Origin of the sequence: Enterocloster clostridioformis (assembly GCF_020297485.1) — a bacterium.
Lineage (GTDB): Bacteria > Bacillota > Clostridia > Lachnospirales > Lachnospiraceae > Enterocloster > Enterocloster clostridioformis.
Map to the genome: position 1 here is coordinate 614,296 of NZ_JAIWZC010000001.1, position 25,603 is coordinate 639,898.

Annotated in this window: 24 protein-coding genes and 1 tRNA gene; 17 read left to right on the top strand and 8 right to left on the bottom strand. The window is 50.3% G+C overall.

Features of this window, described 5'->3' with window-relative positions:
* Positions 1–76: 76 nt before the first annotated feature.
* Both LA360_RS02770 and LA360_RS02775 read right to left on the bottom strand, forming a co-directional pair.
* Entirely contained in the window at positions 77–358 is a 282-nt protein-coding gene (locus LA360_RS02770; protein WP_022201930.1) for a DsrE family protein, read from the bottom strand.
* 5 nt (positions 359–363) lie between these two features.
* On the bottom strand, positions 364–672 hold the full coding sequence (locus LA360_RS02775) for a DUF3837 family protein (RefSeq protein ID WP_065547292.1): 309 nt from the start codon (positions 670–672) through the stop codon (positions 364–366).
* Between the two features lie 203 nt (positions 673–875).
* Here LA360_RS02775 and LA360_RS02780 point away from each other — a divergent pair, with 203 nt between their 5' ends.
* From LA360_RS02780 to LA360_RS02800, 5 genes are all read left to right on the top strand, one after another.
* Complete coding sequence (locus LA360_RS02780; RefSeq protein WP_022201932.1) at positions 876–2,123, top strand: AI-2E family transporter; 1,248 nt, start codon at positions 876–878, stop codon at positions 2,121–2,123.
* 31 nt (positions 2,124–2,154) lie between these two features.
* Positions 2,155–4,116 (top strand): fructose-1,6-bisphosphatase, encoded by a 1,962-nt coding sequence (locus LA360_RS02785; RefSeq protein WP_112483242.1) that lies wholly within the window; start codon positions 2,155–2,157, stop codon positions 4,114–4,116.
* A gap of 244 nt (positions 4,117–4,360) precedes the next feature.
* Positions 4,361–5,212, top strand: coding sequence for a transporter substrate-binding domain-containing protein (locus tag LA360_RS02790; RefSeq protein WP_089774514.1), 852 nt, complete (start codon positions 4,361–4,363; stop codon positions 5,210–5,212).
* A gap of 227 nt (positions 5,213–5,439) precedes the next feature.
* Positions 5,440–6,120 carry an amino acid ABC transporter permease gene (locus LA360_RS02795; protein ID WP_002583318.1) on the top strand — a complete coding sequence of 227 codons (681 nt, stop codon included), beginning with the start codon at positions 5,440–5,442 and terminating at the stop codon, positions 6,118–6,120.
* Positions 6,110–6,841 carry an amino acid ABC transporter ATP-binding protein gene (locus LA360_RS02800; RefSeq protein WP_002564365.1) on the top strand — a complete coding sequence of 244 codons (732 nt, stop codon included), beginning with the start codon at positions 6,110–6,112 and terminating at the stop codon, positions 6,839–6,841. The genes LA360_RS02795 and LA360_RS02800 overlap by 11 nt, the downstream gene beginning before the upstream one ends.
* A 165-nt stretch (positions 6,842–7,006) precedes the next feature.
* On the opposite strand, the gene LA360_RS02805 is transcribed toward LA360_RS02800, so the two are convergent.
* Positions 7,007–7,077: transfer RNA gene (locus LA360_RS02805), tRNA-Gly, on the bottom strand.
* 237 nt (positions 7,078–7,314) lie between these two features.
* Between LA360_RS02805 and LA360_RS02810 the strand changes: the two genes are divergently transcribed.
* The 5 genes from LA360_RS02810 (at position 7,315) to LA360_RS02830 (ending at position 14,609) form a co-directional block, all read left to right on the top strand.
* Positions 7,315–9,234: a DNA gyrase/topoisomerase IV subunit B gene (locus tag LA360_RS02810; RefSeq protein ID WP_112483244.1), complete on the top strand. Its 1,920-nt coding sequence runs from the start codon at positions 7,315–7,317 to the stop codon at positions 9,232–9,234.
* Between the two features lie 18 nt (positions 9,235–9,252).
* The gene (locus tag LA360_RS02815; RefSeq protein ID WP_112483246.1) at positions 9,253–11,487 is read left to right on the top strand and encodes a DNA gyrase/topoisomerase IV subunit A; all 2,235 of its coding nucleotides are present in this window, start codon (positions 9,253–9,255) and stop codon (positions 11,485–11,487) included.
* Between the two features lie 17 nt (positions 11,488–11,504).
* Positions 11,505–12,230, top strand: a complete 726-nt coding sequence (gene deoD, locus LA360_RS02820) for a purine-nucleoside phosphorylase (RefSeq protein WP_022201937.1) — start codon at positions 11,505–11,507, stop codon at positions 12,228–12,230.
* A gap of 208 nt (positions 12,231–12,438) precedes the next feature.
* Positions 12,439–13,515, top strand: coding sequence for an aspartate-semialdehyde dehydrogenase (asd, locus tag LA360_RS02825; RefSeq protein WP_022201938.1), 1,077 nt, complete (start codon positions 12,439–12,441; stop codon positions 13,513–13,515).
* Between the two features lie 29 nt (positions 13,516–13,544).
* Positions 13,545–14,609 carry an aldose epimerase family protein gene (locus LA360_RS02830; protein WP_022201939.1) on the top strand — a complete coding sequence of 355 codons (1,065 nt, stop codon included), beginning with the start codon at positions 13,545–13,547 and terminating at the stop codon, positions 14,607–14,609.
* On the opposite strand, the gene LA360_RS02835 is transcribed toward LA360_RS02830, so the two are convergent.
* Complete coding sequence (locus LA360_RS02835) at positions 14,596–14,850, bottom strand: hypothetical protein (RefSeq protein WP_002583311.1); 255 nt, start codon at positions 14,848–14,850, stop codon at positions 14,596–14,598. The two genes, LA360_RS02830 and LA360_RS02835, sit on opposite strands and share 14 nt — an antisense overlap.
* Positions 14,851–15,052: 202 nt before the next feature.
* Here LA360_RS02835 and LA360_RS02840 point away from each other — a divergent pair, with 202 nt between their 5' ends.
* Positions 15,053–17,170 (top strand): DNA topoisomerase, encoded by a 2,118-nt coding sequence (locus LA360_RS02840; RefSeq protein ID WP_089774512.1) that lies wholly within the window; start codon positions 15,053–15,055, stop codon positions 17,168–17,170.
* A 3-nt stretch (positions 17,171–17,173) separates the two neighbouring features.
* Complete coding sequence (locus LA360_RS02845) at positions 17,174–17,920, top strand: acyltransferase (protein ID WP_022201941.1); 747 nt, start codon at positions 17,174–17,176, stop codon at positions 17,918–17,920.
* A gap of 141 nt (positions 17,921–18,061) precedes the next feature.
* On the opposite strand, the gene upp is transcribed toward LA360_RS02845, so the two are convergent.
* Both upp and LA360_RS02855 read right to left on the bottom strand, forming a co-directional pair.
* Positions 18,062–18,691: a uracil phosphoribosyltransferase gene (upp, locus tag LA360_RS02850; RefSeq protein ID WP_002583308.1), complete on the bottom strand. Its 630-nt coding sequence runs from the start codon at positions 18,689–18,691 to the stop codon at positions 18,062–18,064.
* A 116-nt stretch (positions 18,692–18,807) separates the two neighbouring features.
* On the bottom strand, positions 18,808–19,632 hold the full coding sequence (locus tag LA360_RS02855) for a hypothetical protein (protein ID WP_022201942.1): 825 nt from the start codon (positions 19,630–19,632) through the stop codon (positions 18,808–18,810).
* Between the two features lie 188 nt (positions 19,633–19,820).
* On the opposite strand from LA360_RS02855, the gene LA360_RS02860 reads away from it, so the two are divergent.
* The 3 genes from LA360_RS02860 to LA360_RS02870 all read left to right on the top strand — a co-directional run bounded on the left by LA360_RS02860 (position 19,821) and on the right by LA360_RS02870 (position 21,216).
* Positions 19,821–20,045, top strand: coding sequence for a helix-turn-helix domain-containing protein (locus tag LA360_RS02860; RefSeq protein ID WP_002583306.1), 225 nt, complete (start codon positions 19,821–19,823; stop codon positions 20,043–20,045).
* 132 nt (positions 20,046–20,177) lie between these two features.
* The gene (locus LA360_RS02865; RefSeq protein WP_022201943.1) at positions 20,178–20,672 is read left to right on the top strand and encodes a macro domain-containing protein; all 495 of its coding nucleotides are present in this window, start codon (positions 20,178–20,180) and stop codon (positions 20,670–20,672) included.
* Positions 20,673–21,009: 337 nt separating this feature from the next.
* Positions 21,010–21,216: a hypothetical protein gene (locus LA360_RS02870; protein WP_022201944.1), complete on the top strand. Its 207-nt coding sequence runs from the start codon at positions 21,010–21,012 to the stop codon at positions 21,214–21,216.
* 277 nt (positions 21,217–21,493) lie between these two features.
* Here LA360_RS02870 and LA360_RS02875 read toward each other — a convergent pair whose 3' ends face one another.
* Both LA360_RS02875 and LA360_RS02880 read right to left on the bottom strand, forming a co-directional pair.
* Positions 21,494–22,651 (bottom strand): IS91 family transposase, encoded by a 1,158-nt coding sequence (locus LA360_RS02875; protein ID WP_112481418.1) that lies wholly within the window; start codon positions 22,649–22,651, stop codon positions 21,494–21,496.
* Positions 22,644–23,510 carry a tyrosine-type recombinase/integrase gene (locus tag LA360_RS02880; RefSeq protein WP_112481419.1) on the bottom strand — a complete coding sequence of 289 codons (867 nt, stop codon included), beginning with the start codon at positions 23,508–23,510 and terminating at the stop codon, positions 22,644–22,646. Before LA360_RS02880 ends, LA360_RS02875 begins: the two co-directional genes overlap by 8 nt.
* Positions 23,511–23,812: 302 nt before the next feature.
* Here LA360_RS02880 and LA360_RS02885 point away from each other — a divergent pair, with 302 nt between their 5' ends.
* Complete coding sequence (locus LA360_RS02885; protein ID WP_022201945.1) at positions 23,813–24,343, top strand: O-acetyl-ADP-ribose deacetylase; 531 nt, start codon at positions 23,813–23,815, stop codon at positions 24,341–24,343.
* A 179-nt stretch (positions 24,344–24,522) separates the two neighbouring features.
* Positions 24,523–25,602 carry a 5'-3' exonuclease gene (locus LA360_RS02890; RefSeq protein ID WP_112483248.1) on the top strand — a complete coding sequence of 360 codons (1,080 nt, stop codon included), beginning with the start codon at positions 24,523–24,525 and terminating at the stop codon, positions 25,600–25,602.
* Position 25,603 lies beyond the last annotated feature (1 nt).

Sequence of the window (25,603 nt, forward strand, 5' to 3'; positions counted from 1 at the left end):
ATGTGAAAAGAGAAACGTCCTGCGGGACAATGCCACGGTAGCGTTGTCTCGCAGGGCGTTTCGGATTTACAAGGATTTACGGCTTAATATAACAGTACCCCTGTTCCGGTCTCTCCATTAACTCCATTACGCCGGCGGGCACAGGCACCACGAAATCAGCCATGGCTGCCGCGGTATCCGTGGAAGCCGGCTTAAGGGCATATCCCGGTACGGCAGGGCCATTGGCCGGAACCTCCACTGTCATGTGTATATCTGCGGCAGCGCGGAGAAGATTGTCCGCATTTCCAAGAAGAAGGCTCCGTCTGGCATTCTCATCAATATGAAAAGTCACTTTATGTTCCATTGTTTCATCTCCCATTCGTGTCACCTCTCATTTTCATAACCGTATGTCACGTACTCCATCATCTGGTCCGTGGTATTCTCATTTCGTATGAAGCCTTTAAGGATGGCATGAATTTTTGCTATCCGGCTGTCCTCCGGCTCGCTGTTCCCCATATCCGCATCCAGCTGGTCCCGCATCTCAAAGAGCGTATCCTTTCGCTCCGGCATCCCAAGCTTCATTGCCCCGGCAATGGTTCCGATGGCACAGTAAGCTTCTAACGGGGATGTCATGGGAGCCGGAGGCTCAAAACCGGCCTTGATGTCCAGGGCCATTTTTATGATATAAGACATGTCTTAACACCTCTTTTCAAAGATAGGAATATCATACCACAAAAATCCCGCTTTGTCCTCCCTGTTAAGATTTCGTGAAAATCTTTACGGAACAGACACTGTAATTTAAAACCTAATTGCTGTTGGTTTCAGCTTATGATATGATATAGGGGTGAATGACTTGCCTAAATGACGGAATACTTTAGACATAGGAGTAAAGATGTATGAAAAACCCAAGATTTAAAAATTATATATACTGGGGCACCACTGCGCTGGCCGTGGTTGCCTGCAGCGTTGCCTTTGGATTTTTCCTGTCTCGGTTTGAAATCGTTTCAAAGGCCGTGGGAAAAATTGTATCCATATTGATGCCCATTATTTACGGGGCGGTGCTGGCCTATCTGATGCTGCCCATCTATAACAAGACCAGGGCCTATACGGCGGAAAAACTGAGACGCTGCATTAAGGACGGACGCACGGCAGACAGCCTGGCCAAGGCCGCCGGGACACTGGTGAGCCTGCTGCTGCTCGTTGCCATTGTCTGCGGATTGTTCTGGATGGTGATTCCGCAGATTTATACCAGTATTATCGGTCTCCAGGAGAGTCTGGGTGAGAATATCAATAATCTGAGCCTCTGGCTCATGAAGATGTTTGAGGACAATCCCACCATCGAACAGACAATCATGCCTTTTTATGAGCAGGCTGCCACGGAATTCCAGAACTGGCTGACCACGGACCTGGTGCCCAATATGTCTAAAATCATCGGTGAACTTTCCACCGGGCTCTTAAGCGTGGTTACCGTTGTCAAAAATATACTGATTGGCATCATTGTCATGGTGTATTTTCTCAATATTAAGGACACGCTGTCCGCTCAGAGCAAGAAGATTGTCTACAGCCTGTTAAAGGTTAAGGATGCCAACCGGCTGGTGAGCGAGGTGCGTTTTGCACACTCTGTATTCGGAGGTTTTATAACCGGGAAGCTTTTGGATTCTCTGATTATTGGAATCATGTGCTTTTTTGCCCTGCAGTTTTTAAAGATGCCTTATGTGCTTTTGGTCAGCGTGATTATCGGAGTGACCAACGTGATTCCCTTTTTCGGCCCCTTTATCGGAGCTGTGCCCAGCGCATTTCTCATACTGCTGGTGAGCCCTATGAAATGCTTGTATTTCCTTATCTTTATACTGGTGCTCCAGCAGTTTGACGGCAATATCCTGGGACCTAAAATCCTGGGTGATTCCACGGGACTTCCCAGCTTCTGGGTACTGTTTTCCATCCTGCTGTTCGGCGGCCTGTTCGGATTTGTGGGAATGATTATTGCGGTGCCTCTGTTTGCGGTCATTTACAGGCTGACCGCCGCCTATGTGAGCAGCGCGCTGAAGAAAAAGAATTTATCCGCCAGGACAGAGGATTATCTGAGCCTGGATTATATTGATGAAGAAAATAAGCATTACGTTGACAGGGAGAGGGAGGAGTAAAACAACATATAAGTATTGAGGGAGGAAAGCAATGAGTGATTTGCAGACAAGGTATCTGGAACGGCTTGCGGAATTATATCCAACCATAGCGGCCGCTTCCACGGAGGTGATTAATCTGGAGGCAATTTTGAACCTGCCGAAGGGGACGGAACATTTCCTCACGGATATCCATGGTGAGTACGAGGCGTTTTCCCATGTGCTGCGAAACGGTTCGGGAGCTGTCCGGCGCAAGGTCAACGACGTGTTCGGCAACACCCTGAGCAGTCAGGACAAGCAGACCCTGGCCACCCTGATTTATTATCCCAGGGAGAAGATGGCCCAGATACTGGAACACGCCAGGAACCGGGAGGACTGGTACAAGATTACCCTGTACCGACTTATCGAGGTGAGCAAGCGCGCTGCCAGCAAATACACCAGGTCCAAGGTGCGAAAGGCCCTGCCCCAGGAGTTTGCCTATGTGATTGAGGAGCTGATTACGGAAAAAGTGGATGTGAGGGATAAAGAGTCCTATTACAATGCCATCATACAGACCATTATCCGGGTAGGAAGGGCAGGGGAGTTCATCGTGGCTCTCTGTGAACTGATTCAGCGCCTTATTGTGGACCATTTACATATACTGGGAGATATATATGACAGGGGGCCGGGGCCCCACATAATTATGGACAAGCTGATGACCTATCATTCCCTGGATATCCAGTGGGGGAACCATGATGTGCTGTGGATGGGTGCGGCTGCCGGTCAGAAGGGATGTATTGCAAATGTAATCCGCATCTGTGCCAGATACGGCAATCTGGATATCCTGGAGGACGGTTACGGCATTAATCTGCTGCCTCTGGCAACCTTTTCCCTGGACACCTATGGAAGCGATCCGTGCGCCTGTTTCCAGCTCAAGGGGGCCAACGCATGCAGCCCCAGCGAGACGGAACTGAATATCAGGATGCACAAGGCCATATCCATTATCCAGTTCAAGGTGGAGGGCCAAATCATCAGGGAACATCCGGAATTCTGCCTGGATGGCCGAAACCTGCTGCACCGCATTGATTTGGACAGGGGGACCATACTGCTGGAAGGCGGCGAGCAGGAGATGCTGGACAGGTATTTCCCCACCATTGACCCGGCAGACCCTTACAGGCTTACAGCGGAGGAGAACGCCATCATGGAACGCCTTGCGGCCGCGTTTCAGAATTGTGAAAAGCTTCAGCAGCATATGCGCTTCCTGCTGGCAAAGGGAAGCCTTTACAAGGTATATAACGGAAACCTTCTGTATCATGGCTGTATCCCCTTAAACAGGGACGGCAGCTTTAAAGAGGTGGACATATACGGACAGAAATATAAGGGAAAAAGCCTCTATGAGTGTCTGGACGGTTATGTGAGAAAGGCGTTCATGGCAGTGGACCCCGTGGAACGGGCAAGGGGCCGGGATATATGCTGGTATATCTGGCTCCATCAGGACTCACCGTTGTTCGGCAAGGACAAGATGGCCACCTTTGAACGCTATTTTCTGGCTGACAAGGAGACACACAGGGAGGAAAAGAACCCATATTACTGTATGCTGGAGAATGAGGATACGGTGGGCCGCATCCTGGAGGAATTCGGCCTGTCTCCCCAGGAGGGACATATAGTCAACGGCCATGTGCCGGTCAAGTCCAAGAACGGGGAAAATCCTATGAAATGCGGCGGAAAGTTGCTGGTCATTGACGGCGGCTTTTCCAGGGCTTACCAGAAGGAAACGGGAATCGCCGGATATACGCTTATTTATAATTCCTACGGTCTGATTCTGGCCGCCCACGAGCCCTTTGAGTCCACGGAGGCCGCAATTGAGAAGGAGAGCGATATACACTCGGAGAGCACCATTGTAAAACGTGTGTCCAGCCGGAAGCTGGTAGGGGACACGGATGTGGGCAAACAGCTTAAGACTAAGATTAAAGACCTTGAAATGCTTTTGGAGGCCTATCATACAGGCCGGATTGTGGAGCGTTTTCCTGTGAGATAAGGGGATACGGTCTGAAGATAAGGCAGGCCGGGTATATCCGGGGCCGCATTGTGCATGGGGACAGTGCGGCCCTGCTTTTGTGAAAATGATACAATTTTTAGATTGTAACTATTACAACAAGTTGACTTTGACATATCTTTGTGATATAGTAGACAGGATGATGCAGGCGCATCACAGGTCAAGGGAGACAGGATGTATTAAAGTCACCCTTATTTTATTTAGATCAGTAGAGGAGGAAGTAATTATGAAGAAATTTATGGCGTTATCCATGGCTGCCATCATGGCATTTACGGTGGCGGGATGCGGCTCCAACAAGCCCGCAGAAACCACAGCAGCCGGCACAGCGGCGGCAGAGACGGCTGCTGAATCAGATACCACGGCGGCTGACACCGCGGCGGAAGGGGAAACCAGCGGGGCTGCCTCCGGCAAAAAGTACATCATCAACACAGACACTACCTTTGCCCCCTTTGAGTTTGAAAATGAAAAGGGAGAGATGGTAGGTATTGACCTGGATATCCTACAGGCAATTGCTCAGGACCAGGGATTTGAATATGAGGTTGTTCCGGTGGGATTCTCCGCGGCAGTGACCGCCCTGGAGGCCGGTGAGTGCGACGGCGTGATTGCAGGCATGTCCATTACGGATGAGAGAGTGCAGAAATATGACTTCTCAGAGCCCTATTATGATTCCGGCGTAGGCATGGCTGTCCTGGCTGATTCCGATATCACCTCCTATGACCAGTTAAAGGATCAGAAGGTGGCTGCCAAGATTGGTACAGAGGGCTGCACCTTTGCGGAGTCCATTGCGGAGCAGTATGGTTTTGAGGTAGCACAGTACGAGAGCTCATCTGATATGTATCAGGCTGTACTGGCAGGCGAAGCGGTTGCCTGCTTTGAGGATTATCCTGTTATCGGCTATGAGATCTCCAGGGGACTGGGCCTCACCCTTCCCACACCGATGGAGAAGGGTTCCTCCTATGGTTTCGCAACCTTAAAGGGCGCCAATCCGGAGCTTGTGGAGATGTTCAACAAGGGTCTGGAGAACATCAAGGCAAGCGGCAGATACGATGAGATATTGAATACTTACATTGCAAAATAAGGACTGCCGGAGAGAATCGTCAGGCAGTGCTGTCAGACGCCGGTTCCTGCCAAATGCAGGGCCGGCGCCTCAAGGCCGCCGGGTTATGGATGAATTTAAAGCAATTACACGAAGGCCATGCCGGGTTTTGCTTAAGTGCTTTAAATTTGGCTATAACGTTCCATGGGCATGGAAGGATATCCATGGGATGAGGCACGTCAACGAATTAATCAGAAAAGGATGATAGTATGCAGATTGTAAACATCATAACACAGTATTACCCATCATTTTTTAAGGCCCTGGGAATCACCCTGCAGATGACCGTGATATCTCTGCTCTGCGCGACGGTTCTGGGTGTTATTTTCGGCCTGTTCAAGGTCTCGGATTTCAAGATATTAAAACTCATTGCCGATGTCTATATTGACATCATCCGCGGAACGCCCCTGTTAGTACAGGTCATGATTATGATGTACGGCGTGGGAAGCGTTTTGAAGCCTTATGGTTTCCAGTGGAGCAATATAGGCGGCGCGTTTACGGCGGGCTGCGTGGCCCTGAGCCTTAACGCAGGGGCCTATATGGCGGAAATCATCCGCGGAGGCATCGAGGCTGTTGACAAGGGCCAGATGGAGGCGGCCAGAAGTCTGGGGCTATCCTACGGCAAGGCCATGCGCAAGGTGATTCTGCCCCAGGCATTCAGGACCATGCTGCCCTCCATCATCAATCAGTTCATCATCTCCCTGAAGGACACGTCCCTTGTATCTGTCATCGGACCCAGGGAGCTGACTCAGAACGGTAAGATTATCGCGGCCAATTCCGCTTCCATGGTTATGCCCATCTGGATCTGCGTGGCCCTTTTTTATCTGGTAGTCTGCACGATTCTGTCCAGGATTGCCAAGTATGTGGAGAGGAGAGTGTCCTATGGAAAATAAGATTTCAGTCCATAACCTGAAAAAGAATTTCGGAAAGCTGGAAGTCCTTAAGGACATCAGCATTGAGATAAGAGAAGGGGAAGTGGTATGCATGATAGGCCCCTCCGGTTCCGGTAAGAGTACGTTTCTGCGGTGCCTGAACCGTCTGGAGAAGATCACATCCGGCCATGTGGTGGTGGACGGCCATCCCATATCAGACCCTAACACCAACATCAACAAAGTGCGTGAAAACATCGGAATGGTGTTCCAGCATTTCAACCTGTTCCCCCATCTTACGGTGAAGGAGAACATTACCTTAGCTCCCACGGAATTAAAGCTCATGGGAAAAGAGGAAGCCGGCAGAAAGGCTCTTGAGCTGCTGGCCCGCGTGGGGCTGGCGGACAAGGCGGAGGCATATCCGGGACAGCTCTCCGGCGGACAGAAGCAGAGGGTGGCCATCGCGCGCTCCCTTGCCATGAATCCCGACATCATGCTGTTTGACGAGCCCACATCGGCCCTGGATCCTGAGATGGTGGGCGAGGTGCTGGAGGTCATGAAGCAGCTGGCAGCCGACGGCATGACCATGGTGGTGGTCACCCATGAGATGGGATTTGCCAGGGAAGTGGCGGACCGGGTGGTGTTTATGGATGACGGATACATCGTGGAGGAAGGGACTCCCGATGAAGTGTTTGGAAATCCCAGGGAGGAAAGGACCAGGAGCTTTCTGGATAAGGTGCTGTAGACATTCGGATTCCTTGGGGGATGAGCATAGAAGAACGAAGTGTGAATAAATGTTATACACAATAACAGGCTGCCCGGTCACGGCGAATCGGGCGGCCTGTTATTGTTCCGGAAAGATAAAAGATTTCGGAACAACAAAAAAGCCCTGCACACGCAAGGCTTTAAAAGCAGATGACGGGAATCGAACCCGCCTCCCCAGCTTGGGAAGCTGGTGTTCTACCGATGAACTACATCTGCACAACACTGATATTATATCATGTATTTTGGAAAATTCAAGTCTATTTTCTTATTTTTGTAAAAATTTATAATAATTTCTATGAATTTGATCCGGCCGTTATCCGGAAGTCAGGAGGGGATCCGGCCGGATACGGGAATTTCTCATGGCCGGAACTTGCCAAAACAATCTAAATATGGTTTAATACAATAAGATGAAACATATGTACGCATCTGTACATAGCAATATGGAGGAATAGAATGGCAAAGGAACAATATAATGCGGACAGTATTACGGTGCTGGAAGGACTGGAGGCGGTCCGTAAGCGTCCTGGTATGTATATAGGAGGTGTGGGAACCAAGGGGTTAAACCATCTGATTTATGAAATCATTGATAATGCGGTGGATGAGCACCTGGCCGGATTCTGCAGCAGTGTGTGGGTGACTTTGGAAGCAGACGGCTCCTGTACGGTCCGTGATAACGGCCGCGGAATCCCGGTCGGACTTCACAAAAAGGGCATATCAGCCGCCAGAATCGTACTGTCCACCCTTCATGCGGGCGGTAAATTCGATAACGACGCTTATAAGACCAGCGGAGGACTTCACGGTGTGGGTTCCTCCGTAGTTAATGCCCTGTCAGCCCATATGGACCTTAAGGTTTACAGGGACGGCTTCATCTATCACGATGAATATGAAAAAGGACGTCCTGTCATCAAGCTGGAGAACGGACTTCTCCCTGTGATTGGAAAGACGCGGGAGACCGGTACCTGTATCAATTTCCTGCCTGACGGCGATATATTTGAGAAAACACGTTTCAAGGCGGACTGGCTCAAGAGCCGTCTGCACGAGACCGCATACTTAAACCCAAACCTGACCCTTTACTATGAGAACAAGCGGCCCGGAGAGGGGGAGAAGGTGGCCTTCCATGAGCCGGAGGGCATTGTTGCCTATGTGCGGGAGCTGAATTCCGGCAAGACGCCGGTACACGACCCCATTTATTTCAAGGGGACCGTGGACAAGGTGGAGGTGGAGGCCGCCATCCAGTTCGTGGACACATTTGAGGAGAATATACTGGGCTTCTGCAACAACATCTTTACCCAGGAGGGCGGCACCCACCTGGCTGGCTTCAAGACCAAATTCACGGCGCTGATTAACAGCTATGCCAGGGAGATTGGAATTTTAAAGGATAAGGATACCAACTTTACGGGAGCCGATACCAGGAACGGCATGACGGCCGTCATCGCGGTAAAGCATCCCGACCCTATCTTCGAGGGGCAGACCAAGACAAAGCTGGCCAGCGCCGACGCCACCAAGGCCGTGTTTACGGTGACCGGGGACGAGCTGCAGCTTTACTTTGACCGCAACGTGGAGGTGTTAAAGGGAGTCATTGGCTGTGCGGAAAAATCGGCCAAGATTCGCCGGGCCGAGGAAAAGGCCAAGACCAACATGCTGACCAAATCCAAATTTTCCTTTGACAGCAACGGTAAGCTGGCAAACTGCGAGAGCCGGGATGCCTCCAGGTGTGAGATATTCATTGTAGAGGGAGATTCCGCCGGCGGCTCTGCCAAGACTGCCAGGAACCGCCAGTACCAGGCTATCCTGCCCATCAGGGGAAAAATCCTCAACGTTGAGAAGGCGTCCATGGATAAGGTCCTGGCCAATGCGGAAATCAAGACCATGATCAATAGCTTTGGCTGCGGTTTTTCAGAAGGATACGGCAATGACTTTGACATCACAAAGCTGCGCTATGACAAAATCATCCTGATGACTGATGCCGATGTGGACGGCAGCCACATCGACACCCTGCTTCTCACCTTCCTTTACCGTTTTATGCCGGAACTGATTTATGACGGTCATGTGTATATTGCCATGCCGCCCCTGTTTAAGGTGATCCCTAAGCGGGGGGAGGAACAGTATCTTTACGATGAAAAGGAGCTGGAGCGTTACAGGAAAACACATACCGGCGACTTTACGCTGCAGCGCTACAAAGGTCTGGGTGAGATGGACGCACAACAGCTGTGGGAGACCACTCTGGACCCGGAGCGCCGGGTTCTCAAGCGGGTGGAGATAGAGGACGCCAGAATGGCTACGGAGATAACCGAGATGCTCATGGGCACAGAGGTGGGACCGCGCCGCCAGTTCATTTATGAGCACGCGGACGAGGCAGAGATTGACGCATAGACAGGAGACAATTAGAACATGGCTGAAAAGATATTACGGACTGAATACAGTGAGGAAATGCAGAGAAGCTACATGAACTATTCCATGAGCGTCATCACTGCAAGGGCTATCCCCGATGCAAGGGACGGCTTAAAACCGGTACAGCGCCGGGTCCTCTATGATATGAGGGAGCTTCATCTGGACCACGATAAGCCCCACAGGAAATCGGCGCGTATCGTGGGAGATACCATGGGTAAGTATCATCCCCACGGCGACAGCTCCATTTACGAGACACTGGTTGTCATGAGCCAGAATTTCAAAAAGGGAATGGCCCTGGTGGACGGGCACGGCAACTTCGGCTCCATAGAAGGGGACGGGGCAGCCGCCATGCGTTACACGGAGGCGCGTCTGGAGAAGTTTGCGGAGGAGGTCTACCTAAAGGATCTGGATAAAACCGTGAATTTCGTTCCCAACTACGACGAGACGGAAAAGGAACCGGAGGTGCTTCCCGTCAGAGTCCCCAACCTTCTGATTAACGGGGCGGAGGGCATTGCCGTGGGCATGAGCACAAGCATTCCGCCCCACAACCTGGGCGAGGTGGTGGACGTGGTCCAGGCGTATATTGATAATCCGGAGGTGACCACGCAGGAGCTGATGGAGCTGATGCCGGGGCCGGATTTTCCCACCGGCGGAGTCATTGCCAATAAGAGCGAGCTGCCGCAGGTTTACGAGACAGGCATGGGCAAAATCAAACTCAGGGGCAAGTTCGAGGTGGAGCTTGGAAAGCGCAAGGCGGACAAGGATAAGCTGATTATCTCGGAGATTCCCTATACCATGATTGGCGCCGGAATCAATAAGTTTCTGGTGGATGTGGCCGATTTGGTGGAGAGCAAGAAGCTGACGGATGTGGTGGATATCTCCAACCAGTCCAACAAAGAGGGGATCCGTATCGTGCTGGAGCTGCGCAAGGACGCGGATATTGACAAGATAAAAAATATCCTCTATAAGAAAACAAAGCTGGAGGATACATTCGGTGTCAATATGCTGGCCATTGCGGACGGCCGCCCTGAGACGCTGAACCTGAAGGGAATCCTGAGAAATTTCCTCAACTTCCAGTATGAGAACACGGAGCGCAAATACAATGTCCTTCTCCAGAAGGAAATGGATAAAAAGGAAGTGCAGGAAGGACTTATTGCGGCCTGCGACTGTATTGACCTGATCATAGCCATCCTGAGGGGATCTAAAAACTTAAAGGATGCCAAGGCGTGTCTGACCACAGGCGATGTGACCAACATCCATTTCAAGGTGCCGGGTTTTGAGGAGGACGCGAAGAAGCTTGCCTTTACGGAGCGCCAGGCATCCGCCATTTTGGAGATGCGTCTCTATAAATTAATCGGACTGGAAATCCTGGCCCTGGAAAAGGAGCACAGGGAAACCTTAAGGAAGATTGCGGAGTATAAGAAAATCCTGGGAAGCAGGCCCCAGATGAACCGCGTCATCAAGGAGGATCTGGCTGCCATCAAGGCTGAATTCGCCACCCCCAGGCGCACCCTGATTGAGGATGGACCTGAGGCAGTGTACGATGAGAGCGCCGTGGCTGTCCAGGAGATGGTTTTTGTGATGGACCGGTTCGGATACTGCAAGCTGTTAGATAAGTCCACCTATGATCGGAACCAGGAAACCGTGGACAATGAGCAGGTACATGTGGTGAAATGTCTGAATACGGACAAAATCTGTCTCTTTGCGGCCAGCGGCAGCCTGTACCAGATTAAAGCCATGGATGTGCCCGCCGGCAAGCTGAGGGACAAGGGAGCGCCCATTGAAAATCTGAGTAAATTCGACGGCACCAAGGATACCATTGTTTACCTGACCAGCGCGGAGAACATGAAGGGCAGGATATTTGTATTCGCCACCAAGATGGCCATGGTAAAGCAGGTGCCTGCGGCGGAATTTGAGACCAATAACCGGGTGGTGGCAGCCACCAAGCTCCAGGATGGGGATGAGCTGGCGGCCGTGATACCGGTGGAGGGCCAGACCGAGGTGGTGATCCAGACAACGGGAGGTGTGTTCCTGCGGTTTGCCCTGGAGGAGATATCCATGCTTAAAAAGGCGTCCAGAGGCGTCAGAGGCATCCGGCTGTCCAAGAATGAGGAGCTGGAGAAGCTGTATCTGATTGGCGAGAATCCCATTGTGGATTATAAAGGTAAGGAAGTCCATTTAAACCGTCTGAAACTGGCTAAGAGGGACGGGAAAGGCAGCAAAGTGAGGCTGTAGAAAAGGAGGTATATGCCATGTCATCATCCAACACACCCACGCCCCATATCGGGGCTGAAAAGGGAGAAATCGCCGGGACAGTCCTGCTTCCGGGAGATCCCCTGAGGGCAAAGTACATCGCGGAGCATTTCCTGGAGGACGTAAAGCAGTTTAACGGGACCAGGAACATGCTTGGCTACTCGGGAATCTATAAGGGCAGGCCGGTATCTGTCATGGGCACCGGGATGGGATGCCCTTCCATCGGCATCTATTCCTATGAGCTGATCCACTTTTACGGCTGTAAGAACCTGATACGGGTGGGCACGGCCGGGGCTCTGATGCCGGATGTCCATGTGCGTGATATGGTGTTTGCCATGGGAGCCTGCACCACCAGCAACTTTGTGCGCCTGTTGGGACTGCCGGGCGATTACTCGCCGGTGTGCAGCTACAGCCTGCTGGAACGGGCCGTGGCCGCTGCCAGGGAGCGGGGACTGTCCTTCCATGTGGGCAATGTGCTCAGCTCAGATATGTTCTATGTCCCGCCCAAACAGGTGCAGGGAGGAATGACCTGGGCGGATATGGGAGTCCTGGCCGTGGAGATGGAAGCGGCGGCCCTCTATGCCAACGCGGCGGCGGCTGGTGCCAATGCCCTGGCCGTGCTGACCATATCGGACTCCATGGTCACCGGGGAAGCCACCTCTGCCATGGAAAGGGAAACCAGCTTTACCCAGATGATGGAGGTTGCATTGTCCCTGGTTTCCTGATGCAATGGTGATATTGCATACAAAAAAGCAGGAGTGTCTTTGCAACACGTACAAATGTATTTTTCTAGCGAATAAATCTTGATTTTTTTCGTTGTTTGGTATAGGATAGGGAAAGATTCGCCGTACCCTGGATTCGATGGGACAGTTCCTAACAGTTCCGTGGCGGTTCCGGAGGGCGGGAAAATCAGGATAATGAGGAGAATGATTTATGGAAAAGAAGCTGAAGGTTGGAATATTAGGCGCTACAGGCATGGTAGGGCAGCGTTTCATCGCACTTTTAGAGAATCATCCGTGGTTCGAGGTAGTGACAGTGGCTGCCAGCCCGCGCTCTGCCGGCAAAACGTATGAGGAAGCAGTGGGAGACCGCTGGAAGATGGCCACCCCCATGCCGGAAGCTGTAAAAAAGCTGGTTGTGATGAACGTAAATGAGGTGGAGAAGGTTGCTGCGGGGGTTGATTTTGTATTCAGCGCCGTAGATATGACAAAGGATGAGATCAAGGCCATCGAGGAGGCTTACGCCAGGACGGAGACTCCTGTGGTATCCAACAACAGCGCCCATCGCTGGACACCGGATGTTCCCATGGTAGTGCCGGAGATCAATCCTGAGCATTTTGACGTGATCCCCTTCCAGAAGAAGAGGCTTGGGACAGAAAGGGGATTTATTGCGGTAAAGCCCAACTGTTCCATCCAGAGCTATGCCCCGGTGCTGACAGCATGGAAGGAATTTGAGCCATACGAGGTGGTGGCTGCTACATATCAGGCTATTTCCGGCGCGGGAAAGACATTTAAGGACTGGCCGGAGATGGAAGGCAACATCATCCCCTATATCGGCGGCGAGGAAGAAAAGAGCGAGCAGGAACCCCTTCGTCTCTGGGGAACCATTAAGGACGGCGTCATCGTCAAGGCGGAAAGCCCTGTCATCACCTGCCAGTGCGTAAGGGTACCGGTACTGAACGGCCACACGGCTGCCGTATTTGTGAAGTTCAGGAAAAAGGTGACAAAGGAACAGCTGATTCAGAAACTCAGGGAGTTTAAGGGAGTTCCACAGGAGCTTAAGCTTCCCAGCGCGCCGGCCCGGTTCATACAGTACCTTGAGGAGGATAACCGTCCCCAGGTGACGGCGGACGTGGACTTTGAGAGAGGAATGGGAATTTCCGTGGGCCGTCTGAGGGAGGACACGGTGTATGATTATAAATTCATCGGTTTGTCCCACAACACGGTAAGAGGCGCGGCAGGCGGAGCCGTACTCTGCGCAGAGCTTTTGACAGCAAGGGGATATATTTAGTACTGTATGGAGAAGGAGTGGAGAAAATCATGGCAATCGAGAAAAATTCATTCGGGAAAATGCCCGACGGTACAGAGGTTTACAAGTATACACTGACCAATAAGAATGGGGTATCCGCCTCGTTTATCACTCTGGGAGGGGTGTGGGTCTCCATGGTGGTGCCTGATAAGGACGGAAACATGGCGGATGTGGTGCTGGGATACGATGATTTGGACAGCTACCGCAGGAATCCCGCCCACTTTGGCGCGCCCATTGGCCGCAATGCCAACCGGATTGGCGGGGCCGTCATCACCATCGGCGGCAGGGATTATAAGCTGGAGGCCAACAACGGCCCCAACAATCTCCACAGCGGACCGGACCTGTACCACGACAGGCTTTGGGACTGCAGGTCCTCAGAGACAGAGGCAGGCAGCAGGCTGGACTTTTATCTGGAGAGTCCGGACGGGGACCAGGGATATCCGGGCAATGCCAGGATTACGGTGAGCTATACCCTGACAGACGAGGACAGCCTTGTTCTGGATTATCATATGGTCTGCGACAAGGATACGGTTGCCAATTTCACCAACCACAGCTATTTTAACCTGGCAGGACATGACAGCGGCGATGTGATGAAGCAGGAGGTGTGGCTTAACGCGTCCCGCTATACACCGGCGGACGAAGTCTCCATCCCTACGGGAGAGATTGCTCCTGTGGCAGGTACTCCCATGGACTTTACAGAGATGAAGGCCATTGGACGGGATATAGGCGCTGATTTTGAGGCTCTTGTATTTGGGAAGGGATATGACCATAACTGGGTGCTGGATAAGGAAGAAGGAGAACTGGCCCTGGCTGCAAAGGCCATGGACCCGGCCAGCGGCCGCGTGCTGGAATGTTATACGGATCTGCCCGGAATCCAGTTTTATACAGCGAATTTCCTGCAGGATGAGATGCCGGGTAAGGGTGGAGCCCGCTATGATTACCGCCACGCGTTCTGCTTTGAGACCCAGTATTACCCGGACGCGGTCCATAAGCCCCAGTTCCCGTCCCCCTTGCTGAAAGCAGGGGACGAGTACAGCGCCAGGACCGTCTATCGTTTTTTGCCTAAACAGGCGTAATTTTGGCAGCATGGGCCCTGCCTTCAAGGGGCTGATAGATTTCCACAATGGCAAAATGGGGAGTCAGGTCTGACTGCTCCGGTTCGGCTATGGTCATGAACCGGTAGTTGGTCCCGTTTACCACCTGTTTTGCCACGGCTATGGGACGGTAAAAGTAATCGGGATGCTCTCCGATTGCATTGTAAAATATGAATGAATCATATGTGGTGAGATAAGGCTGATACTGCCAGCTTCCAGGCATGGAAGTTACCTCCGGAATGTCGTTATAGTAGTTTATGCAGGAAAACCATGAGGGTTCTGCCAGAGTTGGCGCTTCATGGTTTTTTTGATTGCGGCAAAGGGAATTTAATGGTATACTATTATAATATGTGCCCTGCCGCCATGGAAATCTGCCGGATAAATCCGGGGTGCGGCGCGTATGAAGAAAGTAAATGAGGGATTGGATGTCAAAATCATTATACATAGCAGAAAAGCCCAGTGTGGCCCAGCAGTTTGCCGAAGTACTTAAGATACGGGGACGGCGGGGCGACGGGTATATAGAGTCTGAGCAGGCAGTGGTGACGTGGTGCGTGGGACATCTGGTGACCATGAGTTATCCGGAAGCCTACGACATGAAGTTTAAGCGCTGGAGCCTTCAGACACTGCCATTTCTTCCAAAGGAATTCAAGTACGAAGTAATAACCAATGTATCCAAGCAGTTTGAAATCGTCAAGGGCCTTTTGAACCGGCCCGATATTGATACCATTTACGTGTGTACGGACTCGGGACGGGAGGGCGAGTATATATACCGCCTGGTGGCCCAGATGGCCGGGGTAAAGGATAAGAAGCAGAAAAGGGTGTGGATAGACTCCCAGACAGAGGAAGAGATATTGAGGGGAATCCGCGAGGCCAAGGATGAGACAGAGTATGACAATCTGTCCGCCTCCGCCTATTTAAGGGCTAAGGAGGACTACCTCATGGGAATTAATTTTTCCAGGGTGCTGACCCTTAAATACGGACCTGCCCTGTCAAATTATCTGGGAACCAAGTTTACGGTTCTGTCCGTGGGCAGGGTCATGACCTGTGTCATGGGAATGGTTGTGCGCAGGGAGCGGGAGATACGCGGTTTTGTAAAGACGCCGTTTTACAGGGTCATTGGATCCTTTGAGGCGGCAGGAAAGGACGGGCAGCCGGTTCCTTTTGAGGCGGAGTGGAAGGCAGTGGAAGGTTCCCGCTATTTCGGAACCCCCTATCTGTATAAGGACAACGGCTTTAAGGACAGGCAGCAGGCGGAGGAGCTGGCAGCCTTATTGACGGCAGAGCCGCCTCTCACGGCAACTGTGCTCTCCAAGGAGAAGAAAAAGGAGACCAAGAATCCGCCCCTTCTCTACAACCTGGCGGAGCTTCAAAACGACTGCTCCAAGATGTTTAAAATCAGCCCGGATGAGACGCTTAAGGTAGTGCAGGAGCTGTATGAGAAGAAGATGGTCACCTACCCCAGAACCGATGCCAGGGTCCTGTCCGCGGCAGTTTCCAAGGAGATTCAAAAGAATATAGGCGGTCTTAAGAATTACGCGCCCATGGCGGCATTTGCGGATGAGGTGCTGAATATGGGCTCCTATAAGGGAATCGCCAAGACACGCTATGTCAATGACAAGCAGATAACGGACCACTATGCCATCGTACCCACCGGACAGGGACTTGGAAACCTGAGGGGACTGCCGCCTTTGTCTGAAAAGGTGTATCAGGTTATATGCAGAAGGTTTTTAAGCATATTTTATCCTCCGGCGGTTTATCAGAAATACAGCCTGGAGCTGGAGCGCCTGAAGGAACATTTTTTTGCCAATTTTAAGGTTCTGTCCGAACCGGGATATCTCAAGGTGGCGGATGTGAACCTGGCGAAGAAAAACGGGGTGGAGGAGTCCTTTGACGAGGCAAAGGATGAGGCAAAAGACGGTGCCGGGGATGAAAAAACAGCAGACGGGGACAAACACGGCGGCCGGGAGGATGCACAAAACGCTATTTCTCCAAAAGTTGACAGGACAGTATTGCTCCAGATGCTTGCAGAATTGAAAAAAAATGATATACTTACTTTGGTGGAGCTGAACATAAAGGAAGGCGAGACATCACCTCCCAAGCGCTATACCTCCGGTTCCATGATTCTGGCCATGGAAAATGCAGGCCAGCTCATAGAGGACGAGGAGCTGCGGGCTCAGATTAAGGGCAGCGGCATAGGTACCAGCGCTACCAGGGCTGAGATACTTAAGAAACTGTTTAACATTAAGTATCTGAACCTGAACAAAAAGACCCAGGTTATTACGCCATCCCTTTTAGGGGAAATGGTCTATGACGTGGTGGACCAGTCCATCCGCCAGCTTCTGAATCCGGAGCTGACAGCCAGCTGGGAAATGGGGCTCACCTATGTTGCGGAAGGTTCCATAACCTCAGATGAGTATATGGAAAAGCTGAATCGTTTTGTTGCCGGCAGGACAGTCAATGTCATACACATGAATAACCAGTACAATATGAGAGGTTATTTTGACGCGGCAGCCGCATTCTATAAAACAAAAAAGGAGAATTAATTTATGAAACTGGAACAGATGAAAATCAAAGAACTTTTAGACACAAGCCATACAATTGCTGAAAAGCTGTTTGAGGGCCATGAGTATCCATGGGAAGTTCTGGGTGATATCAATGAGTTCATCGAAAGTCTGGGCGCCAGCCTTCCGGAGAACGAATACAAGAAGATTGGAAAAAATATCTGGATTCACAAGACAGCACAGATGGCTCCTACCACTGCCATGGGCGGACCTATGATTATCGGACCAAAGGTACAGATACGCAACGGCGCCTTTTTAAGGGGAAGTGTTATCCTTGGACAGCACGTTGTCATCGGCAATTCCTGTGAAATCAAGAACTCCATCATCTTTGACGAGGCGCAGGTGCCCCATTTCAACTACGTAGGCGATTCCATCCTGGGTTATAAGGCTCATATGGGAGCCGGTGCAGTGACTTCCAATGTGAAGGCTGACAAGGGTCTTGTAAAGGTTCATGCTGAGGACGGGGATGTGGAGACAGGACGCAAGAAATTCGGCGCCATCCTGGGCGATCATGCTGAGATTGGCTGCAACAGCGTACTGAATCCGGGAACTGTCATTGGACGTAATTCCAATGTGTACCCGCTGTCCAGCGTACGCGGATGCGTTCCCTCTGACTCTATTTACAAGGGCCAGGACAACATTGTTGTAAAAGAGGCCAGGAAAGTGGAAACAGAGCAGGAAGCACCAGAGGCGCCTGAGAAGGGAAAGGGCGGGCTTAAGGTAGTAAAATAAGCCGGTCAGTACAGACAGAGAGACAGAACAGACAGACGGAACCAACAGTGAACATATAAAAACCGGAAGCCGGACTTGCGATATGCAGTGTCCGGCTTCCGGTTTCTATCTATAATTTTGACGTTTTGGTAATTGTCCCTGTTATTTTGTTCCGAAGATGCGGTCACCTGCATCTCCCAGTCCGGGGCAGATATAGGCGTTTTCATTCAGGCAGCGGTCCAGATGTCCCACGTAAATCTGTACATCGGGATGGGCGTCATGGAGACGCTTAAGGCCTTCCGGAGCAGCTATGATAGCCATGAATTTGATTTTCTTCCCGCCGTGTTCCTTGATGAAGTCAACGGCTGAAACGCCGGAACCGCCAGTGGCCAGCATGGGATCCGTGACAATGATGGTACGCTCCTCAATGGGGTTTGGAAGCTTGCAGTAATATTCATGGGGTTCGTGTGTGACTTCGTCTCTGTATAAACCGATATGACCTACCTTTGCGCTGGGAACCAGGGCAAGGATGCCGTTTACCATGCCAAGCCCCGCCCTGAGAATGGGAACCACGGCCAGTTTGCGTCCGGCAATCATGGGGGTCATGCATGTCTCGATGGGAGTCTCCACCTCCACATCCTCCAGAGGAAGGTCACGGAGGGCCTCATAGCCCATCAGCATGGCAATTTCCTCGATGAGGGCGCGGAACTCATTGGTTCCTGTGGCTTTATTGCGCAGAATGGAAATCTTGTGCTGAATCAAAGGGTGGTCAAATACCATTACGTTATCCATAAGTTTTGCTGCTCCTTTATCTATTAGAATTAATGATAATTATATATCAAATATCTTATGATATCAACCCCGGACCTTGTCTTAAAATCCGCACAAGATAAATCCTGGCAAAAGGACTATTTGGTGGTGGGGTCAAATGCTACCAGCACATAGTCTCCCAGGGCATGGGGAACGGGCAGTGAGAAGTAGATGGTTCCCTGATTTTCATAGCTGAAGGATTCAGGCCACTGGGTCTCTGACGACAGAGGAAAATCCGCGCTGTTAAAGACAGCGGTCAGGGAATCCAAATCCATGGAAGAGCGGTAGCTCAGGACCTGGGCTTCCACATCGGATGAAATGCCTGAAAACTTCACATCATCGCTGAGCACATATCCGGCCATGGTATAGGCGTCGGTAAAATCATCCAGTCCCAGGTTCTGGGCCTGAAGCAGATTGACTGTGTTGGAATAGAACAGATTTACCGGGTGGGCGGCTCCTTTTGCGGACAGCGTGCCGGTGTAGGTGGCGGTGAGACGTTTGCGGTCCACGGAAATCACCTTGCACTTGATATCCAGGGTGTCGTTTGCCTCGTCAATGTCATTGGCCTTTATGACGGACAGGGCGTTGGTCTTTAACAATTCATTAATTTTGTCCTTCTTTGAGGCGTCGTCCAGCTGGTCCACCGCGGGATACTGGATGGATACCTTTCCGGATGTATAAGTCTCGATGGAAGCGGAAACACTGGAAGCAGCGCCTTCCTGGGACTCCGCGGTTTCCTCTGTCTCCTGTGCCTGGGTGGTGGCGGGTAGAGTCTCCTTGGGTGCTTCCGTGGCTGCCTCCGTATGTATGGTGGACAGGTCTGCCTTTTCCGGCGTCTTGCTGAGTATGAGGCCGATGGCAACGCCGCCGATGACAACGGCAGCGCCAATGGCTCCTATCAATATCTTCTTGTTTGTATCCATAATAATCCTCCTTTGTATTCCGGGCAATACCCGAATTGTAACCATTATACATGATATTCATGGACGGAGTTTGAAGAAATACTTACAAATTATTGAAGGACCTTTGTGCATATTTTTATTTACAATTTTCTTCTCAGCATTTATGATAGATTCGACACAACTTTTTACTGGAATTGGGGGAATGGAATGTGGTACAGGACAGGATTGACTTGAAGAATCTGTTTGTGGAAATCAGGCGGAAGGGCAGCACCAGCCAGGTATCCAGGGAGCTGGATGTATCCATGGGAAACATCAGCGACTGGAAAAACGGAAGGAGCGTGCCAAACGCGGTCTCACTGGTAAAGCTGGCGGACTATTTCGGCTGTTCCGTGGACTATCTGCTGGGCCGGACCGAGAACCGGGATATGATATAAACGGGCGGATTGCATCATGAAAGAGACTGTGGGTTTTGCGCAGGAAAATCACAGAAGTAAAAATCGCGGATGTGGGATAAGAAATACAGTAGATAACATACAGTAGATAACATAGGATAGAGGAGGAAACTTATGATTCAGTATTACAATGGCAGCATATTTGATTCAAAGGCAGATATTCTGTGCCACCAGGTGAACTGCCAGGGCGCGTTCGGCTATGGAATCGCAGGACAGGTAAAGAAGCTGTTTCCCGAGGTGGAGAAGACCTATAAAAGAATTACCAAGCAGTGGATTGAAAAGGAAAACGGGGATACATCCAAGCTGCTGGGGCGGGTGTCTGCCCAGCCTGTGGAAAAGGACGGACGTTGGTTTCTGATTGGCAATCTGTACGGACAGGATGATTACGGCAGAAAAAAGCAGGTCTATACCGATTATGACGCATTGGAAAGAGCCATGGGAGAGATCCGGAGCTTTTTGGAAGCCAGAGACAAAAACGAGACGGTGGCGTTTCCATATAAGATAGGATGCGGCAGTGCGGGCGGCGACTGGAGTATTGTGGAGGATATTATTAAGCGTACGTTTGAGGGATATTCTGGTGAGGTACAAATCTGGAGATACGAAGAATAATGAACAAAGATTCTTTTTGGGGGGAGCCCGGCGCTTCCACAACATGGGGCTGCGGAAGCTGCCGGGCTAGCGTCATTTCTGACCTGATGTGAATATACCATAGTTCAGGATGAATTGCAACGGAAGTCAGTGAAATGTAATGAAGCGTAATGTTTCTTACAAAAAGCTGACTTTTTTTAATGGAATGATTAATTTTTACCATAGGGAAAGCGAAAGATTCTCATGATTTTAGAGGAATTATACGGCTGCCAACAGGAATATTCTGGAAAATGCCTGCATATATTATTAGGCCGGCATTTTTAACAGAAGGTTGAAAAAGGCAGAAGGAAGGTGAATCATGACACATTTAGAGCTGGTGGCGGAAATCGGAAGCGGACCAATGGAAATCGTAAAGCTGTATCTCAAAGGCCTGCTTTCCTTTGGGGAGCTGGAAAACATCCTTGGAAGGGATAAGGCCAGCCTGGTCCATACCTTTGCAGCTGACAGCGGGGCGGGAAAAATCGGTGAATTACTGTTGTCAGGACTGAGGGGTTATATGGTATAATTCTTAAGGAAAGTATCAGATTCAGAGCGACAAAAAAATGAACAGCTTATGCAAAAGATAAACTGCTCTGAATGTGATTCTTTCCAATTGTACCAAGTCGCGGAACTTTAGCCATAGGCTGTATGGGGATAGTATTTCCCCAGGGAAGCTTAAAATAGTGGATTATGGTGGTCTGCAATGCAGAAGCAGGACGATTTTAGCTGTATCCCATATTTTTGGGTATGCTTCGCAGACCTCCCGATGGCAGGTCTTAAAAAATATATAGGAAAGCAGCCTGTCAGGAAGAAGGAACATGACACCTTCCCAGCTGTTTCATGGCTGTATGACCACATTCAGGACACACACAGATATCGAAATTCCAGACTGCTTTTAAAAGCTCTGCCAGGGACATTCCGGCGTAACGCTGCTTGAAACGCTGTCCATTCTGAAGCTTAAAGATAACCTTCAGATTCTTATATTTCATCCGATTGTTCAGAAAACCATAATAGCGTATTTTCTGAAAGCCGGAAGGCAGCACATGCATCAGGTAACGGCGTATAAACTCCGTGTTGCCAAGAGTAATCTGACGTTTTGGTTCACCCGGCTTTTTTCCACGGGCAGAGAATGTTACCGTATCTTCCGTAACAGAAAGGATCCTGCTGTTAGAGATGGCGATTTTGTGGATGTAGCGTCCAAGGTATTCAATGACATTGCCGAAGCCGTTGAAGGTTTTCTTGATGTAGGGGCACCAGTCCATTTCATAAAGCTTATTTTTAAATTCCTTCCAGTGGTAAGAATTACGCAGGTTTTCACAGGAGGATGAAAAGTTAAGGGAGCCGCTTTCATAAAGGGAGACAAGGTGTGCCATATATTTCCCCTTAAACTTATCCCGCAGGACCTCCGTACGGATAAAAAACTTAGATGAGGATTTACGGATTTTTCCATCTCCGGTAAGCCCGCCGCCGGAAACAATGCAGTGCATATGTACATGGTAATCCAGCTCCTGATTCCAAGTATGAAGTACTTGGATAATCCCGGGTGTTGCCCCGAGCCACTTCTTATCAGCAGATAATTCCAGAAGTGTTTCGGCGCAGCATCTGTGAAGAAGTCCATACAGAAGCTTCTGGTTGCAGTAAATGAGGGGATTTAATTCATGTGGAAGTGTAAACACTACATGAAAATAGGGTGAATCAATGACCTCAGCACTGCGTTTATCTACCCAGATTTCTTTCTTCACAGCCTGACAGTTGGGGCAGTTGCGGTTGCGGCAGGAATTATTGTGGACTTCCACATGCCCACAGTCGGTACACTGACTTAAGTTGACACCAAGCCTTCCGGATTTGCAGTTTAAGATGGCTCGGGCGGCTTTGCGTTGGACATCCGACTGATAGTGCCCCGGTGCTGAGAAAGCTTCATAGGACTGCTCAAATATCTGCCTGATTTTGTAATCACTCATGGTATTCACCTGCCAATCGGTCAAAAGGGCTGACGGCATTGCGGATGGCATTACCGGAAAGATGGACATAAATAGTGGTGGAAGACAAAGATTTATGTCCCATAAGCGCTTTTATGGTAAGCAGGTCGGTTCCGTTTTCATACAGATGGGTACCAAAAGCATGACGAAAGGAATGACAGGTAAGCCTGCGTTCCCATCCGAGCCTGTCCTCATGGGCATGGATGTGTCTTGAAAGGAAGAATGTGTCGATGGGTCTGTCCTCGCCACTTTGCTTTGGAAAAAGAAAGCCTTTTGGTCTGCCGTATTCAAACCAGTAGCGTGTCAGCAGGTCAAGTGCCGCTTTAGAAAGAATGGCATAGCGGTCATTCCTGTTTTTGGAGTGTGTGATGTGAAGCCGCATGTTTTTGCGGTCAACATCCTCGTAACGCAGACGGCATACTTCACCGATACGAAGCCCTGAGGAATACATGAGTGTAACCATAGTCTTCTGCTTTAAATCAGGTATGGAAGAAATAAACTGCCATGTTTCCTGTTTCGAGGGAACATAGGGAAGGTACTCGTCAAACTTACGCATGGGAAGCTGTGTGTCATCCCATGTTTTGTGAAGAACATACATGGTGAAAAAGCGCAGTTGTGAAATGGCACAGTTGATGGTGCGGTCAGAAAGGTCTCTGGATTTCTGTAGCCATTTGATGTAGTCACGAAGTTCATCCCAGGAAACATCTTCTGGCGATTTGTGAAGAACATTTGCGAGGTAATCCAGATACGCCCGGATGTAAGTACAGTAATTTTTAAGGGTATGGTCGGTAAGACCGCGAAGGGAAATCATTTCCCTGAAAGAATTTAAATATTTGTCCATAGTAAAATCTCCTTTGAAATGCAATAAAAACAGTAGTTACATTTCAAAAAGAGGTGGTGGACGAGTAAAAAAATAAGATATATAGTTGTTGAGTTTAGAAATCCATGATAACATAAGCATAGCAGTTCTTAAAGTTATGAAGTTGTTTGGTGTGGTAACTTAACAATACATCATAAATTTAAAAACTGCTATTTTTTATAAAAAAAGTGGTGGTTTTATGTACCTTGGGCTAGCCGTCGCACTAGCGACTTGGTACAATCAAAGGAAAGTAATCAGAGGAAAGAAATCAGAGGAGGCCAGCTATGAAGAATGAAAACAACACAGTCATAGATACTGTATTAGGTGATATAACGAAGATAACCGGAATGGATGCAATCGTCAATGCGGCCAACTCATCCCTCCTTGGAGGAGGAGGGGTGGACGGGGCAATCCACAGGGCCGCGGGAAAGGAACTGCTGCATGAATGCCGGCTGTTGGGCGGCTGTAAGACAGGACAGGCCAAGATTACAAATGCCTACAACATGGACTGCCGGTACATCATCCACACCGTGGGTCCTGTGTGGAACGGCGGGATATGCGGTGAGCAGGAGAAGCTTTCTTCCTGCTACTGGAATTCCCTTTTGCTGGCCCTGGAAAATGGAGTGAAGCGGATTGCGTTTCCCTCTGTCTCCACCGGCATATACCATTTTCCGGTGGAGCTGGCAGCAGAAACCGCCATAGGAACTGCCAGGAAATTTGTGGCGGAGCATCCGGGTGAACTGGAACATGTTCTGTGGGTTCTCTTTGACGCCAGGACAAAACTGGTGTATGATACTGTTTTGAGGAAACTGTGACTTTCCGTTACAGTCGTGTCTCCGGAAGGAGGATCCATATGGGACAGACGGAACGATTGATAGTGCTGGTATTTATTGTAGCCGCCCTGCTGTTCGCCGGAATCTGGGACAGGCATCACCGCAGGTAAGGATAATGACCCAAGCAATGACAGAATACGTAAGAAAGAGATGGAATCAGAATGTCAGAAAGAAAATTCGTGATTGTTGACGGCTCATCCCTGCTGTCAACCTGTTATTATGCAGTGTTACCCAGGGAAATCATGTTCGCCAAGACCGACGAGGAGAAGGAAAAGCATTACGGAAAAATTCTCCACGCGTCGGACGGGACTTATACCAACGGCATCATGGGGGTACTGAAGGCCGTGGCTTCCCTGCTGAAAAAGCAGCAGCCGGCCTACATGGCATTTGTGTTTGACAAGACAAGGGATACCTTCCGCAGGGAACTGTATCCTGATTATAAGGGTACCAGAAGCAGGACGCCGGAGCCTCTTAAGCAGCAATTTGTGCTGATTGAACGGATTCTGGAGGAAGCAGGCTTTAAAGTGCTCTACAGCGGCCGGTATGAGGCGGATGACTATGCGGGAAGCCTTGTCCATAAATTCAGGGAGCAGGTACCCGTGGTGGTGATGACCAAGGACCATGATTATCTGCAGCTTGTGAGTGATGCGTACAATGTAAGGGCCTGGATGGTCCAGGCCAGACAGGAGAAGGCGGAGGAGCTTTACGACAAGTATTACGGGCTTTACGGCCTGGATAAGGCATCGGTGAACCTGCCGGAAAAGACCTTTGAGTTTACGGCTGAGACCGTGTATTCCGAGGAAGGGGTGTGGCCGGAGCAGATTACGGACCTGAAGGGAATCCAGGGAGACACCTCGGATAATATTCCGGGAGTCAGGGGCGTTGCCAGCGCGGCCCCTCTTTTGCTGGGAGAATACGGCACCGTGGAGAATATTTATGAGGTGATACATGAGGCGGAGCAGGATAAGAAAGAGCTTAAGGAGCTGCAGGACTTCTGGAAGAACAGCCTGGGAATCAGCCGTTCTCCCTACAAATCCCTGACCAAGACAGGGAAGGAGGGGGAACTGTGCGGGGAAGCCGCCGCCAGGCTGTCTAAGGAATTGGCCACCATTAAGACAGACATACCTCTGGACCTTGAACTGGAGGATTTTTCCGTGTCCTTCTGCAAGGAGGATGTGCTTAGGGAGTGGTGCGGGAAGCTGGATATTAAGATTGCTTCTGTGTTTGGGAAAAGTGAATAGG